The organism is Nostoc sp. (assembly GCF_035638895.1).
Taxonomy (GTDB): Bacteria; Cyanobacteriota; Cyanobacteriia; order Cyanobacteriales; family Nostocaceae; genus Nostoc.
Genome location: NZ_DASQZC010000411.1, coordinates 41,188 through 56,614, shown reverse-complemented (window position 1 = coordinate 56,614; position 15,427 = coordinate 41,188). Strand labels below are relative to the sequence as shown.

At 42.2% G+C, this 15,427-nt stretch carries 11 protein-coding genes and 1 pseudogene; 4 read left to right on the top strand and 8 right to left on the bottom strand.

Annotated elements, in window-relative coordinates; translation table 11 throughout:
• On the top strand, positions 1-310 hold a 310-nt coding region (locus tag VE944_RS20520), incomplete at its 5' end, for a GNAT family N-acetyltransferase (RefSeq protein WP_324981099.1).
• A gap of 133 nt (positions 311-443) precedes the next feature.
• On the opposite strand, the gene VE944_RS20515 is transcribed toward VE944_RS20520, so the two are convergent.
• From VE944_RS20515 to VE944_RS20500, 4 genes and pseudogenes are all read right to left on the bottom strand, one after another.
• The gene (locus VE944_RS20515) at positions 444-587 is read right to left on the bottom strand and encodes a hypothetical protein (protein WP_324981097.1); all 144 of its coding nucleotides are present in this window, start codon (positions 585-587) and stop codon (positions 444-446) included.
• 172 nt (positions 588-759) lie between these two features.
• Positions 760-909 (bottom strand): annotated as a pseudogene (locus tag VE944_RS20510) (SDR family oxidoreductase); the annotation flags it as partial.
• Positions 910-1,096: 187 nt separating this feature from the next.
• Positions 1,097-1,420 (bottom strand): DUF1815 family protein, encoded by a 324-nt coding sequence (locus tag VE944_RS20505; protein WP_324981094.1) that lies wholly within the window; start codon positions 1,418-1,420, stop codon positions 1,097-1,099.
• Positions 1,421-1,558: 138 nt separating this feature from the next.
• Entirely contained in the window at positions 1,559-2,044 is a 486-nt protein-coding gene (locus VE944_RS20500; RefSeq protein WP_324981101.1) for a gluconokinase, read from the bottom strand.
• Positions 2,045-2,403: 359 nt separating this feature from the next.
• On the opposite strand from VE944_RS20500, the gene VE944_RS20495 reads away from it, so the two are divergent.
• The 3 genes from VE944_RS20495 to VE944_RS20485 all read left to right on the top strand — a co-directional run bounded on the left by VE944_RS20495 (position 2,404) and on the right by VE944_RS20485 (position 8,228).
• Entirely contained in the window at positions 2,404-2,688 is a 285-nt protein-coding gene (locus VE944_RS20495) for a response regulator (RefSeq protein ID WP_324981091.1), read from the top strand.
• 439 nt (positions 2,689-3,127) lie between these two features.
• A complete protein-coding gene (locus VE944_RS20490; protein ID WP_324981088.1) occupies positions 3,128-7,366 on the top strand; it encodes a chemotaxis protein CheB in 4,239 nt (1,412 codons plus the stop codon).
• A gap of 652 nt (positions 7,367-8,018) precedes the next feature.
• Positions 8,019-8,228: a hypothetical protein gene (locus VE944_RS20485; RefSeq protein WP_324981085.1), complete on the top strand. Its 210-nt coding sequence runs from the start codon at positions 8,019-8,021 to the stop codon at positions 8,226-8,228.
• Between the two features lie 87 nt (positions 8,229-8,315).
• Here VE944_RS20485 and VE944_RS20480 read toward each other — a convergent pair whose 3' ends face one another.
• From VE944_RS20480 to VE944_RS20465, 4 genes are all read right to left on the bottom strand, one after another.
• Entirely contained in the window at positions 8,316-9,356 is a 1,041-nt protein-coding gene (locus VE944_RS20480; RefSeq protein ID WP_324981082.1) for a chemotaxis protein CheB, read from the bottom strand.
• 622 nt (positions 9,357-9,978) lie between these two features.
• Positions 9,979-11,232 (bottom strand): tetratricopeptide repeat protein, encoded by a 1,254-nt coding sequence (locus VE944_RS20475; protein WP_324981080.1) that lies wholly within the window; start codon positions 11,230-11,232, stop codon positions 9,979-9,981.
• Positions 11,229-12,674 (bottom strand): tetratricopeptide repeat protein, encoded by a 1,446-nt coding sequence (locus VE944_RS20470; RefSeq protein ID WP_324981077.1) that lies wholly within the window; start codon positions 12,672-12,674, stop codon positions 11,229-11,231. The genes VE944_RS20475 and VE944_RS20470 overlap by 4 nt, the downstream gene beginning before the upstream one ends.
• Positions 12,675-12,677: 3 nt before the next feature.
• Positions 12,678-15,404 (bottom strand): CHAT domain-containing protein, encoded by a 2,727-nt coding sequence (locus VE944_RS20465; protein WP_324981074.1) that lies wholly within the window; start codon positions 15,402-15,404, stop codon positions 12,678-12,680.
• Positions 15,405-15,427: the final 23 nt, after the last annotated feature.

Sequence of the window (15,427 nt, the reverse complement as noted above, 5' to 3'; positions counted from 1 at the left end):
CAACGGGGCGGTGGGGGTCGCTTACTGTGAGATGGAACGGATGACTGATCAGACGTGGAATCTACAGTTGATTGCTATCCGACCCGACCGCCAAGGACAAGGACGTGGTGCGATTCTGCTACGCTACGTTGAGCAAACATTGATGGCACGCGGTGGGCGTGTGCTACTAGTGGAAACTTCAGGTACGCCGGACTTCAAGCGCACGCGAGCTTTCTACCGCAAGTGCGGTTATGAGGAGGAAGCACGGATACGCGACTTCTACCAAGCGGGCGCTGACAAAATCGTTTACCGCAAGGCGTTGTTCGCTTAGAAGCAATAAGCGCCCGCTTGATGCGATCGCTGTAACAGATCAATCTTCTACATAACTCTAGAAAAATAAAATTTAAAGACAACTTCTAAAAGTTATACAGGTTTCTCCAAGCTGACTTCTTGTCGCCCATATTTCAGGGCAGTGTCTTTGTGTCTTTGAGTGGTTCACCTGCATCATCATTAGCGATCGCTATATTTCTAATATCTATCAGTTCGGTTTCTGAGCGATCGCGTAGTGCAACCTGCTCAACGATAAATTTAGCAACCAACGTGTTCACTCTGACGACCTTGATGATAAGTAAGCTGTTGCGCCTTTAATTTGCACTAATATTTTTTCAAGATGATTGTGGGGTGGGCATCCTGCCCGCCCTGATAATGCAAGTTATATACGTAACAGCTTACCAAAAATAACTGGAATAAATAAGGATGAATCTGACATAGTTTTTCTCCCTACTGTTCTTGATAGTTCCAAAGTAGTCCACCATCCACAAAGAAAGTGCTACCTGTAATGTAATCAGCATCATCAGAACCTAAAAACGCTACTAAAGAAGCAACATATTGCGGTTGACCCAGGCGACCAAGGGGAATATTTTTTAACAAACAAGAGGGGTTAATTCCCCATCCCCAAAGAGAATTGCTTGTAATGAGAAAGGGGTTTAAATCCCCATCTCGAAACTTAATTGCGTTAGCGACGCGCAAGGCGAGTCCGCGTTAGCGACGCAGGAGCGTCGCGTCATTGCGAATTGCGAATTGTTTAATATTTTTGTCAATTTTACTAAGAGGAACGTTAATTGGTTAATTGTATAGCATGAGAATACTTAACAATATTAGCTAACTCTTGTAACTGGGTGATGGCTTCTGCACCCTCCAGTTTCATTAATTCGCGATCGCCCCATAACTCCATCCAAGTAATCCCATAATCAGACACTAAAAACCGAATCAGGTGCTTGTCTCCCAGGCTAACCATAAATGAAGCACTCTGCATTTGATCACCGCATGTATAACAAGACGCAGTATAGCCACGCCCGTCAAGGGTAATTGTCAAGGCTTGCAGGTTCATTACCAAATCTTGAATGAATTCCTGATGTTGTTGCGCTAATCTTAGAAACACTTATTTTCTCCTACCACTCCAGTTATGTGGTTGCTTTTAAAATTTCTTTAGATTTACATATGATGTAATTTGCTTGCTCAAAGTTCGTGTTTTCGTAAAGACGTGATTAATCTTAATGTTCTGATTCTAAGTAATAAGCTAAACTCCCAAAGCCGTTTTAATGTTTTGGACAATTACCTGGGGTGGTTGTGCAATATCCATAGATATGGTTCCTGATGGTTCTTCAAGAGTATTAAACTGGCTGTTGAGCAGTTTTTCGCTCATGTAATGATTGCTACGCTCTTGCAACCGCATTTGAATCAACTCATAAGACCCTTTGAGGTAAACTAGTTTGATGCGTTCGCTATCCAATACCAAAAATTGCCGATAACTGTCTTTTAGAGCAGAACACGCCAGCACCACATTGTTATTTTCTTGTAGCCAATGTTTTATCGCTGTTTGCAAATCTTGCAGCCAAGGTGTCCTATCAGCTTCACTCAGAGGGATACCCCGCCGCATTTTCTCAACATTCTCTGGTGAGTGGAAAGCGTCAGCATCGCTAAACTCCCAGTGTAACGATTCTGCTAGCAGTTTTCCTATAGTGGTTTTGCCAGAACCGGATACGCCCATTAGGATAATAATCATTGACTGCTTAATCATATTTTTCTTCAAAAAAGTTAAGTTATTGAAATGGAGGCTGAATTTAAGACTCCTTTCCATACAACAAGCGTCTCGTAGAGAAGCGTAATGAAGCAATCGCAAGGGTTGGGATTGCTTCTCTTCTCTACGAGAGGCTGCGCCAACGAGACGCTCCGCGAACGCTCCGCTCGCAATGACTGTAAATATTTTTGTCCAACTACTTACAAAGCTTAAATTCTCAGCATACTGAGCAAGATTCAAGTAGGATTCCTATATATATTATTGATATTATTGAAAGTTGTTTTAACTACTACTGAACGATATAAAAACTCTACTTCTTTAGACATAATTAATAATTGTTACCAGTGGTGGAAATATTTGTGCAATGGGAACCTGATGTCCTCTTAAGTGATATTTCCACGCCAAATGAAGATGGCTATGCTCTGATTCACGAAGTGAGAACACTTACGGAACGAGGCAAAGTAGTACCAGCGATCGCTCTAACAAGCACTGTAACAGAAGATATGTATCAACACGCACTTTTAGCTGGGTTTAGTCTATGTTTTGCTAAACCCGTAGTTATTGATGATTTTGTTGCGGTGCTTGGCATTTTAGCAATTACTAATAATCCTCATCCTCATGGTAACTAGTTTTAATTAATGTCTTAAATATAGCGGTTTTCGGTTAAGTAAGGTACAAGAACTCTACCGCCAACCCTCTCCCCGCTCTTCTCTACGAAAGGCTGCGCCAACGAGAGGGGACTATGATGTACCTCGTATGATTAGGAAACGCTATTCGGTAGAAATAATTTTTATTAAAAGACTACTAAGAAATTTAATAAACGATAAAATTAATCTCACGAGTTATCAAATGTATATTTTAACTCAATTAGTTTTGCTTATGAGTAGCGGAATTATTAATATTGCATTTATTCTAGCTTCTTATTTATTGGCAATGACTTTGATTTAGGAAGCTTAGGTTGTTTATTTAACTTGTATTTAAACTATTATTATATACAAGGCAAGTAAGTAATCTGATCTAAAATATAAACTTAATCTGCTAAATTATTGCAGTGCTAAACTTCATCCTATGACATCTAATCAACCCTTTGATCAACCTACATCTGAATCTATCGGTAATGATGCGTTCGACGTAGAGCAGCAAGACATTATTGCAGATGCTTTATTTCCTGTCGTTGGTATTGCCGCCTCTGCGGGTGGATTAGAGGCGTTTACAGAGTTGCTCAAATATTTGCTTAACGATACAGGGATGGCATTTGTGCTGATTCAACACTTAGACCCCCAGCATAAGAGTCTGTTGAGTGAGATTTTGGGAAGAGAAACTCAAATGCCCGTTACTGAAGTGCAAAACGGTGTGAGTGTAGAACCTAACAATGTCTACGTTATTCCACCTAACACTAAGATGATATTATCTAATGGAGTATTGAAACTCACGCCGCGAGAGAAAATTCAGGGTAAATATATGCCTGCTGATGCGTTCTTTACTTCATTGGCAGCAGATCGAGGGTACAAAGCGATCGCAGTGGTTTTATCTGGAGCGGATGGAGACGGTTCACTAGGACTAACGGCAATTAAGGAAGCCGGAGGTGTGACTTTTGCTCAGTGTGAAGACACAGCAAAATTCGATAGTATGCCCAATACTGCTATTGCCACCGGGAATGTTGATTTTGTGCTGCCGCCTCAAAAAATCGCCGAGGAACTGATAAACCTCAGTCGCAATCCTTTTATTTGTGAATCATTGCCAGCGATCGCGGTTGAGAAGTTGCCGCCCGAACAGGGTGATGCCCTTGCGACTATTTTTATGTTGTTGCGATCGCTAACTAACGTTGACTTTAGCCACTACAAGCCCAATACTCTCGATCGCCGAATCCAACGCCGAATGCTGTTGCATAAACTAGAACGCTTGCAGGATTATGCCCAATTTTTGCAAGAAAATCCGAGTGAAGTCAAAGCGCTCTATGAAGAAATTCTGATCCACGTCACCTATTTTTTCCGCGAGCCTGAAGCATTTGAACTGTTAAAAGAGCAAGTGTTTCCCACTATCATCCAAAGCAAATCAGTAGAGTTGCCGATTCGGATTTGGGTAGCTGGGTGTTCCACAGGTGAAGAAGTGTATTCGATCGCCATTTCCTTGCTGGAGTTTTTGTCGGATAAAATAACCAAGCCGCCGATCCAGATTTTTGCCACAGACATCAGCGAGAACGCGATTCAGAAAGCAAGATCGGGCATTTATGTAGAGAATCAAATGATAGAAGTCTCACCGGAGCGCCGCCGCAGATTTTTTAATGCCATTGAAGGTGGTAGTTATCAAATTAGCAAAGCTGTCCGCGAACTGTGTGTGTTTGCCCGACAAGACTTGGGTAGCGACCCCCCTTTTTCTAACTTAGATTTCATTAGCTGCCGGAATGTACTGATTTACTTGGACGAAATCCTGCAAAAACGGATATTGCCCATCTTTCATTACAGCCTCAACCCGACTGGCTTTTTACTGCTAGGAACTTCAGAAACCACAGGTAAATATTCAGAGTCGTTTACTGTGATTGACAAAAAGTATAAAATTTATGCCAAGAAGCTAACCGCAGTTCGTCCAATTCTTTCGTTTGTTCCCAGCAATTATCCGATCGCAAAAGCGGACGAATCTAAGCTGACCAATGAAAATTCATCAAATGAGTTTGATTTAGACAGAAAAACTGACCAACTGATCTTGAATCGCTATGCCCCAGTGGCTGTAGTAATCAACAACAAAATGGAAGTGCTGCAACTTCGGGGAGAAATCGATCTCTACCTAAAAGTTTCACCTGGAAAACCGAGTCTCAACTTATTTAAAATGGTGCGCCAAGGCTTGCTTGTAGAGGTACGCACCACAATTTATCAGGCACAACAGCAAAAAATTATAGTTAAAAAGCAAGGGTTACGAATTAAAGAGGGTGATCTTTCAAGAATCATCAATATTGAGGTGATTCCATTTAAGGCTTCGACTGACGAAGAATTCTACTTTTTGGTTTTATTTGAAGAAGCCCCACCCACGGTTAACAATCTCAACACGGGAAATCCTGAGAGCCAAGAGCAGCCAGACTTAGAGAGAGAGATGGTTCAGCTAAAGTTTGAACTCGCAAACGCCAATCAAGAGAAGGCTGCGACTCAAGAGTATCTGCAAGCGGTGATCCAAGATCAAGAGCACATCAATCAAGACCTGAAAGTTGCAAATGAAGAAATCCTCTCCAGCAATGAAGAGTTGCAAAGCACCAATGAGGAGCTAGAAACTGCCAAAGAAGAGATTCAGGCAACCAACGAAGAACTCAACACAACCAATGAAGAACTTCGCTCTCGAAATCTGGAATTACACCAAGCTAACAACGATCTGACGAATTTGCTTGGCAGTATCAATATTCCCATTTTGATATTGACTTTAGACTTACGGGTTCGACGTTTTACGCCGATGGCGCAACGGCTTTTCAATTTAATTCCCACCGATGCTGGACGACCTTTGAGCGATATCAGAGCCAATCTGAATATTCCTGATTTAGAACCTCTAATTTTGGAAGTACTTGAGACACTCACCACCAAAGAATTAGAAGTCCAAACCTTTGGGGGATATTGGTATAACCTCCGCATCCGTCCTTATCGCACCACAGAAAACCAGATTGACGGAATAGTGTTGGTGTTAATAGATATTGATGGTCTTAAACGCAATGCAGAAAGCTTAGAACAAGCCCGAAATTATGCTGAAGCAATTGTAGAGACGGTACAAGTGCCGTTAATCGTGCTTGATGCTGATTTCCGGGTGAACAAAGCCAATCGCTCGTTTTATGAAACATTTCAGGTTTCACCATCCGAGACAGCGCAATCTCTAATTTTTGAATTAGGGAATGGTCAGTGGAACTTACCTGGACTACAACAGATTCTAGAAGACATTCTTGCCAACAATACCACCATTCAAAACTGGGAGGTTGAGCATCATTTTGAGCAGATTGGGCAGAAAACGATGCTGCTTAATGGTTGGAAAATTCTTCAACAGGGAGAGGGCCAAAAGATTTTGCTGGCGATTGAAGATATTAGCGATCGCAAGCAGTTTGAGTTAGAGCGATCTAAGCTTTTAGCACAGGAGCAGTCAGCCCGTCAAGAAGCGGAAACTGCCAACCAAGCTAAAAATGAATTCCTGTCGAACCTCTCCCATGAACTTCGTAACCCGCTCAATACTATACTTGGTTGGGCGCAACTCGTTCGCACCCGCGATTTAGGTGAAGCAGCAGTCAATCGTGCCTGGGAAGTGGTGGAGCGGAGTGCTAATGTGCAGGCTCAATTAATCAATGATATGCTGGATCTCTCACGAATTACGAGTGGAAAGCTTCATTTAAAGACTCGTCTAATCGATCTAGTTCCAGTAATGAATGCCGCCATTGAGTCTATAGAATTTTCCGCAGAGGCGAAAGGCATTGAAATTGTTTCACAGTTGAACTCGGCAACAGTTGTCGGAGATTTTGACCGTTTACAGCAAGTTATGTGGAATTTACTTTCTAACGCGATTAAGTTCACTCCACCCGATGGGCGAGTGGGAGTTATGCTCGAAGCTGTATATGGTCACGCCGAGATTAGAGTCAGCGACACAGGAATTGGCATCTCGGCAGACTTGCTGCCGTATGTGTTTGAGCGCTTCCGCCAAGGAGATTCCAGCAGCAGTAAAACGACTCAGGGGCTTGGATTGGGCTTGTCAATCGTCCGTCATATTGTCGAACTTCACGGTGGAACAGTTCAAGCGCAAAGTCCAGGACAGGGACGAGGAACCACAATTATCATCAGGCTGCCTCTGCGCTCAATGCCGCCGCAAATTACACCGCCAACTTATTTAGAGCCAAGCATTTTATCTGAGACTCCAAACTCATTAGATGGTATAAATCCACCCCTTACCTTTGAAGGGTTATGCATCTTGGCTGTAGACGATCAAAGGGATAGCCGCGACTTAATCAAGTGGATGTTGGAAGAGTTCGGGGCTGAAGTAGTGGTTGTTACATCGGCAAGGGAAGCGATCGCGGCTCTAACTGAATCTCCTGGCAAATACGATGTGCTTCTAGCAGATATTGGGATGCCAGAGGAGGATGGTTACACTCTAATTCGTCAGGTTAGAGAGCTTGAGGCTGAAGCTGGGGGACAAATTCCAGCAGCAGCAATCAGTGCCTATGTCACCGAGCAAGAGCGGCAAATGGCAATTGATTCTGGTTTCCAAATGCATCTAGCTAAACCGATTCAGCTTAATGAATTGGTATTGATGATTGCAAAGTTGAGTGGACGAGTCATAGATAATTCGTAATTCGTAATTCGTAATTCGTAATGGGGTACGTCCCGCTACGCTAACGTAATTTGTAGTGCTGAACGAAAGTCCTCGTGTTCTGAACGAAAGTAGTTGTGTGTACACACAAGTCTTGTCGCAGCCATATCTTTATTAATAAATCTCGCACTACGTTTCTATCCCGCCTCGGAATGAATTCCGAGTCTCAGAGCCACTGAACTTTAGTTCTGGGCGGGATGTCGGTAAGTGTGACAGTTTAACTCTGACAAAAATGTGGGTAAAAGAGTTGAAACGTATGTGGACAGCACTTGTGTGTACACCGTAGGCAATCGGGGAGGGTTTGGGGTGGGGTTATTTTATGGTAATTTGGCGGACATGATATTATTTAGCACTGCTATATAGCAATCCTAAATGAGTTGTGAAAATCGAGAGACTCAGATCCCCGACTTCTCAAAGAAGTCGGGGATCTTATTTATTGTTCATGAATGATTTAGGACTGCTATATATTATGTTTGAATCAATGTTTGAATTACGTATAAATTGTTTAATCTGCATCTAAAACATTTAAAAGTTATAGATAATATTTAACGTTTTTACTTAAAAAGATACAAAACATATTTAATTTATTCCATTAAAACAGAAAGTATCAACTGTGAATTGAGGAGTTTTACGCATGACTGCAACCTTCATGAAAGTGCCTAAGTTTCGCAATATTCAATGGGTAAGCTTTATTGGTGGAGAAGGTATTGTACGCAGCTACACACCTGAATCTGGCACATGGACGTATCTTATTGAGATGGTATTAGGGCTAGAGCCTGACTTTGGCAGAGTTGGTGCAGAAACGATGATACTCCTCACCGAGGCAGATTTGCGGACGACATAAGCAGGCTTTTTACAGGGCTACAACCTAGTATTCCTTAAGGTTTTGGATTTTTATAGCGATAGTGATTAAAGAATGTTCAGCCTCCAGCTACTCCGGCTGATCTTCCTCCATTGCGGCAATAGATCGTTTCGTGGCCAAGCCATTAAGAATAATATCTCGAATTAAAGACACCTCTTTATCCAAATTCATTGCATGATCTTCATATTTTTTTACAGCACTAGTTAAATTGTAGTTTCTCATCCGTTCTGCCATTTGACGCGAGAATGTAACCTTTTCCTCCATTGCTCGTACAGCCGACCACAGCGCATTTTCAAGATTCTGAGTTTGCTCTGCTAGGAACACATTAGCTGTAAAGGAATGCCCCGTGTGACAGCGAAACCGTAGCGGCTCTCCTTTGCCAATTTGCCAGAGGGTGCCGTTGCATTCAGGGCAGGTGTATGTCGTTCGAGTCCCGATCGCTTCTACACTCTCCAAAAACTCTTGGGTATTCATCTGCTGTTGTGCAATCTTGGATTCAATTTCGATCTCTTTGGTCATGGGGTATGCCTCCTCCTTGGCGGCGGGTTCTTTTGACAACCGCACTAACAAGTCTGGGATTTCTGCAAGCGGCAAGCAATAATCGACCTTCACATACCGCAAGGCGCTCTTTGCCATGCTGGGGTATTCTGCTTCCTTCGGGTCTTGAACGATCGCCACTCCGCCCCGTTTCTTGATTGCCTGCAACCCCACCGTGCCATCATCAAGATAGCCGGTGAGGATCACACCTACTACCCTTGTACCATAAGCGTGGGCGGCTGAACGAAATAACGTATCGATCGCGGGGCGAAAGCGGTTTTCTTGAGGCCCACGCACGACACGCATCAAGCCTTGGTTGACCAACAGGTGATAATCGGGCGGTGCAACATAGATTCGCCCGGTTTGAATTGGCTCTCCATCTGCCGGGTGAGATGCTGGGAGAGAGCCTACATCTGTAAGAATTTGGGGGAGAATGCTGGGCTTATCTGCTGCAAGGTGCTGAACAATGAAGAAGACAGCATCAATGTCAGCAGGCAGAGCGCTCAACATTGCGCCCAGCGCTTTGAGTCCACCTGCGGAAGTACCAATCACAATAACGTTCTGTTTAAGCATAAATACCTTTTCTTAGTGAATAAAAGCAGGTCAATGTTATCTAATGTCTTCTGAATAATTAAACATCTCCTGTATGAAGATACGTTAAACCATATTTAAGTATGAGAAAGATAAAGGTTTGGCGCAGCGTCTCGTAAAGAGGAACGAGCGTCGCGTCTTGATTCTGATGAACTTTATTGTTTATGTATATATCTGTACAACGAGAATAAAGTTGGATACTCAGAGTGGCTAAAAGCCCTGATTTTCCGTTTGATATTGAACAGGCTTGAAAAAATAAAGTTGGAAACTCTAATCCAATTTGTCTTCTATCTGGTCTTCGCTGCAAATAATAAAGTTGGAAACTGTCACATAAGTATAAGTACTAATCTGTGCCAGACAATTGAGCTTTTGGCTGAGAAGATAAAGTGTGATCGCACTCACTGTATATCTACAATAGAAAATTCCTTCCCATCACTATCATTTGGTTCAGATTCTCAAAGCTCATCAGTTGAACAATTCAATGCCTTGGCAACCTCGTTTAACTGTTCTGGTGTTAATCTTGGCATTTAGTCAAACTTACCAAGTCTGTACAATTGAAAACCAACCTAATTTTTTATATTTGCTGAATTACAGCAATTTGCTATCAATCGTGCCACAGAAGGAAATAATCAAAGCCAGTGATATAATTCATTCTACGATTTATTTTGTGGCGGGTTTGGTCGAAAACTGCTGTAACTGCGGCTTTTTTGAGTCTTTCTATCCGGCGTTGGAGAGCATCTGCATGTCGTGAATCCCCAAGGAAAATATAGCCTACTCTTGCTTGGCTATAATGTTCCAACGCTTGCTTAGGGTAGTTAATCGCTGCATATATTTGCCCTAAACTATACTGAGCTAGTGTCCAATCTTCCATATCTTCTAATCCCTGAACTGAGTCGATTGCTTTGAGATAATGGGCTTCTGCTAGACGAAGAAGCCCAGTTTGCCAGTAGAGATCGCCTAAAGTACGGTGAATTAAGGGCGATTGCTTTCCTCGTTGAATCAAAGATTCTAGAATCGCTATCGCTTCGCTAGTTAAGCTATAGGTTTTGTAGACATTGGCAGGCAATTTATAGGCTGAAATAACAGATTCAGGCAAAACATAGTTACCGTAAAAATTCGCCAAACTTAAAGCAGAAGCTTCGTTAGTCAAAGGTGTGGGAGAAATTTTGGCAGCTTGAGCTTTTACTGAAGCGGCTTCAGATTGATGTAGGATAACAAACTCTAGGTTAGAAGCCTTTTGCTCACGATTGGGGGCACTATCTTGCTGAGAAGATTTTCCAGTATTGGTGCGTACAATCATAGAATAAGGTATCCCAGCCTCTAAAGGCTTACCAGCATAAATTATCTGATTTGTCTTGGTTTTGGTTCTCCACATTAAGCCTTTTGTCCCTATTACCTCAACGCTATACTCTGTGACTCCAGATACTGGGTTCCAGTGAAGTAAGGGAGTAGCACTCAGCAACAGAGCATGGCGGGGAGAAATTAGATAGGGAATAGAAGCATCAACTCCACCCAATGTTTCCGCAGCTTGAGAACCTCTGGACTCTGTATTTGACCAGTTAATACAAAGCGAACCCATACCTGAGACTACCCCTGTTCTCACAAGCACAGGGTTACTCACTTCAGGACACTTGAGATAAACTCTAACTCCTTTGTCGGGAAAAATTTGATCGCCTTGATATAACTCCGTTGCAGAGCGAACAGGGAGCCAATCCGTTCGTTTTTCGCGTTGAACTCTCACTTTCCCTGTACCAGAAATAGATTGGATGCGGGCAGTTTGGGCAATCGCAGATAAAGGTAGCATAATGATTGCAAATGCCAAGACTATAAATTTTGGCGTTTTCCCGTGATGAATCATTTATCTGTCTCCTGGGGTGTTAAGCGCTTTTGAGCGATAGCAGCCCATTCATCTTGTTCAGGAATGGTAATGTTGGCATACTGATTGCAAGTTTTCCACTCTGTTAGCGCTGCTTTTTTATCTTTTTGAGCTTCCATTACTTGTGCAAGGAGGCAATGAGGAGCAGCAATTTCATAATTTTCTAGCTTAGGCTTAGGAGATTTTAAGTTAATTGCTTCTAATAACTTTGCTTCTGCATCTGGGTAGTTTCCCTGCTTGAGCCTTGCCCAACCAAGATTTTTGAGAACCGCATATTTAGTTTTCGCATCTAAGGGTTGTTTTTTATCTGTATCTAATGCTTTGAGTAATAAAGAAACCGCAGCAGTATACTCTTTTTTCACAATGTTGAGTCGTGCCAAATTATTAGTAGCCGCAGGAATACCTCCTTGAATCGCTAGTTGATATTGGGGGCGAGCTTGATCTATCAGTTGTAAGTCTTCGTAAAGTAAGCCCAATTGGAAATGTGCTTGAGCATCATCAGCATTGAGTTGAATTGCTCGTTTAAATTGTTCTTCAGCACTACTCCAGTCACCGATTCTACGATTTTCAATTCCGGTATTGGTATAAAAGGTTGTGCCAATTTGTGGTAAAGATTGGCGAAGAATAAAGAAGATACATACTACTGTCAAAGAACCGAATGCACCTAGCTCATGCCAATACTTTTCTGGGACATTAATAGCTTTGAGAAAGCTTTTGAGGGCTTCTTGTCCAGCTTTTGTCAGTGCGCCACCTGCTACTAAAAGGGTGAGAACGCTTTGGGCACTGACTGTAAAGGCTCCAAAGGAATCGGGGCTACCTGTGAGAAAGCGGGGAGCAATATCACCCATTAAGCCGAGGGAAACAGTGAGGAAGGTAACAGAAACAGCACTCCATAGCCAATTGAGGCGATCGCTCCACGGCGTTGTGGGAGCTTTGAGAAACCACCACCAATAGGTTTCTTTGGGGCTAAAGCTGGCTCTCCAATCAGCAGATTGGGTAAAAGGTGCGATCGCTCCTGCTTGTTTTCTCAAGGTTTCATCAAGGTGGCTAAGTTTTTCTAAGCTTTCGCCAGAAGGAGGGGCTAATTCTAGTGAGTTTTTGATGATTTCTAGTACAGCCTGTACGCGATCGCGCATGACTAGCACTTCCAATACGAGAGCAGGTATAGATTGATTCTCTGCCGCAGTTTCATTTACAGGTGTTATTGGCGATAACACATCTGGAGAATTATCTGTGTCTCGTTTCTCAGTTTCTACATTTAGATACAATTTTTTAGTATCAGTAGGCTGTTCGGTATCCTCAGATTTAGAGGGAGTGGCAGATGGTGTTACTGCCTTTGCCGCTTGCAGCAATTTTTGTAAAACAGTAGCATACTGTTCAATTGCCTGTTCTAGGGTTGTTGGTGAAATGTTGGATTGGGGCATAATCTACAATCCATTGCCAATGAGGATGAACGGTGCCCAGTAGTAAGGATGGCTGAGATTGCGAGAGATGAGTGTAGATTGTTCGCTTGTCCCCGGTGTAAACTTCACGCTACTTCTCTGACCCTGGGTATCGCTGCTTAGGTTTTTACCTGTGATCATAGTGATCTGAGCTTGCCGGAGTGCTTCAGCTTTGGTCATCTTGCCAGTAGAAAGATTCTGGTAAAATTGTTGCATCAGTTGGCTAGTGCTGGCATCATTAACTAGCCAAAGGGAAGCAATCACCGCCTTAGCTCCGTTGGTGAGAAAATAGAAGCTAATGCCAGACATCTCAATCCCATCAGCATCTACACCACCTAGGGCAGTTTCACAGGCAGAAAGCACTACTAAATGGGTATCCTTCATATAATTTTGCAGATTTTGAATTTGTTCGACTGTTAATTTATCCCCAGTGCCGGAGAGAAGAAAGGAATTTTCAGGACGACCTGCTTCAAATTTGCCGTGAGTAGCGATGTGTAGTATCTTATTGCCTGTTAAATTATCTCGCAAAGCTCGGAAATTGAAAGCTTCGTTAAGCAACTTCAACCCTGGAAAAATACCGACCTGTTCATTTCCTGACTGCTGAACAATCGCATCTAATTCTTGTGGCACATTAGACAAGGGATTAAACCCCGAAAACCCTTTGGATACACCCATTGCCAGAACATTGTTATCTTGTTTGTTAGGGGGAAGGCGATCGCTAACATTGGTTAACCCTGCATTCAGAACCGTTGAAATTCTATAGCGTTGAATCAGATATTGCTGCCCATCAAACAGGGCTGCCATCGGGATGTAGCGGGTGGAACGGTCAAGGGCAAACACTAGATGCTGCACAGTCTTATCCTTGAGTTCGTTTTCTAAGGGTTTAATAAGCAAATCATATAGTTGTTGACTGGTGGCTTTCACCGCAACCATATCGCCAGAACTGGATAGTTGGGTTCTAAACTGAGCAACGGTTTTCCAGAGTTGCTCTTGACTGACAGGTGTTTCAAAACTGCGGAAAACTACTCCTTCTTCTCCTGCCCTAGCCGCCAGAAGGATACGGATTTTGTCTTTTAAGACCAGAGGATAAATTAATACAGTGCCTGGTTCAACCGTGACAATTTTGGCGGCGGTACTGCTCATTTGGGCGGGTTCGAGGAGGGCGGGGTCGCTAGCTAGTCTATCTTGTAGGGTTTTCCGAAAGGCGTTAGAATCCTGATTGAATTTTGTGGTTAGGGCATCGAGTTGGTCGCGCAGTTGGCTTAGTTTGCTACATTTTTGCTGTTCGCATTCGTAAACTTTCGCACCAAAGGCGATCAGTGTGCCAAATTTATTGAGGATGTCTTCTTCAATACGGGCTAAGGCGATGCCTGTGGCTTCGCCTCCTACTCTGGTATTGCGGGTAAAATCGCGTAATTCTTGGATTTTTAATAGTTCCAAGACTTGTTGGGCTTCGAGAACTCGTCCTTGAGAGAGTAAAAGGTTAGCCAAACTGCGATAAGTATTTGCTACGGTTTGTGTATAGGATTTTTGATGTTCGCGGGAAAGAACTCGTAAGTCTCGACGAATGTTTTCTGTGACATTCACAGCTTGTTTGTAAAAAATAATAGCAAGTTCTGGTTTGCGTTGGGCTAGCAAATCACCAATCGCACTTAAAGTAATTCGCTCACCTGGGCGATCGCCAATCTCCTTACTAATCGCTAAAGCTTGCTGATATAATTCTAAAGACTTGCTAAAGTTGTTTTTTAGTTTATAAAATTTACCTAAACTATTTAAATTTATGCCTTCGTATTGACGATCTCCAATTGCACGAGAAATTTCTAAGGAATGATTTAGGGACTTTAAGCTTTTGTCATATTTTTTCAAATATAAATAAGCATCACCCATCCCATTAAGAGTATGTCCTTCTTCTCGTCTGCTACCAGCTTGACGATATAAAGTTAATGCCGATTGATAATATTCTAAAGCTTTAGCATATAAATGTTGTTGGGCATAAACATAGCCAATGCCACTGATAACAAATCCTTGCAACTTAGCTTCATCAATACTTTTTAGCGCAACCAAAGCTTGTTGATAATATTCTAAAGATTTTGAATATTGCCCTAATTCAATATAAATATTTCCTATTCCTTGTAAAGTGATGCCTTCTCCTCTTTTATCATTTAAAGTTCGACGAATTTGTAAAGCAGTTTGATACTGGTTCAAAGCATCGGCATACTTACCTAAGTTGTAGTAGGTAAAACTCATATTATCTAATGTTCTACCTAATTCAACAGGATCATTTAATTGCTGAAATATACTTAGTGCTTTTTGATAGTATGATAAAGCTGTAGAGTATTTGCCTAAAGAATCATAGGCAATCCCTAAATTATTCAATTGATTTGCTGCTAGCGCCTTCTCGCCTAATTCGGTAAAAATTTTTATAGCTTCTTGGTGAGCAATAATCGCATCTTTATATTTGCCAGCTTTGTAATAAGCACGTCCCAGAACACTATATGTCCGCCCTATGCCTTGACGATCATTAAGTTGATCCTGCAACAATAAAACTTGTTTATAACTATTAATTGCAGCATTATATTTGCCTTCCGTATATTGTTGTACTCCGTGATTTAATAGTTGATGCGCCTTAATTTTAACGATTAACTCTGCCGAACTGTGGTTTGTTTGGAAAGCAGGTTGTGAATATGCTGGAGTATTTCTAATAAAAATCAATCCAATAATTAGTACACAACCTA

Excerpts from the sequence above, each read along its gene's own strand:
- VE944_RS20500 (WP_324981101.1), bottom strand. The coding sequence starts at position 2,044 with ATGATTATTATCCTAATGGGCGTATCCGGTTCTGGCAAAACCACTATA.
- VE944_RS20490 (WP_324981088.1), top strand. The coding sequence starts at position 3,128 with ATGACATCTAATCAACCCTTTGATCAACCTACATCTGAATCTATCGGT.
- VE944_RS20485 (WP_324981085.1), top strand. The coding sequence starts at position 8,019 with ATGACTGCAACCTTCATGAAAGTGCCTAAGTTTCGCAATATTCAATGG.
- VE944_RS20480 (WP_324981082.1), bottom strand. The coding sequence starts at position 9,356 with ATGCTTAAACAGAACGTTATTGTGATTGGTACTTCCGCAGGTGGACTC.
- VE944_RS20475 (WP_324981080.1), bottom strand. The coding sequence starts at position 11,232 with ATGATTCATCACGGGAAAACGCCAAAATTTATAGTCTTGGCATTTGCA.
- VE944_RS20470 (WP_324981077.1), bottom strand. The coding sequence starts at position 12,674 with ATGCCCCAATCCAACATTTCACCAACAACCCTAGAACAGGCAATTGAA.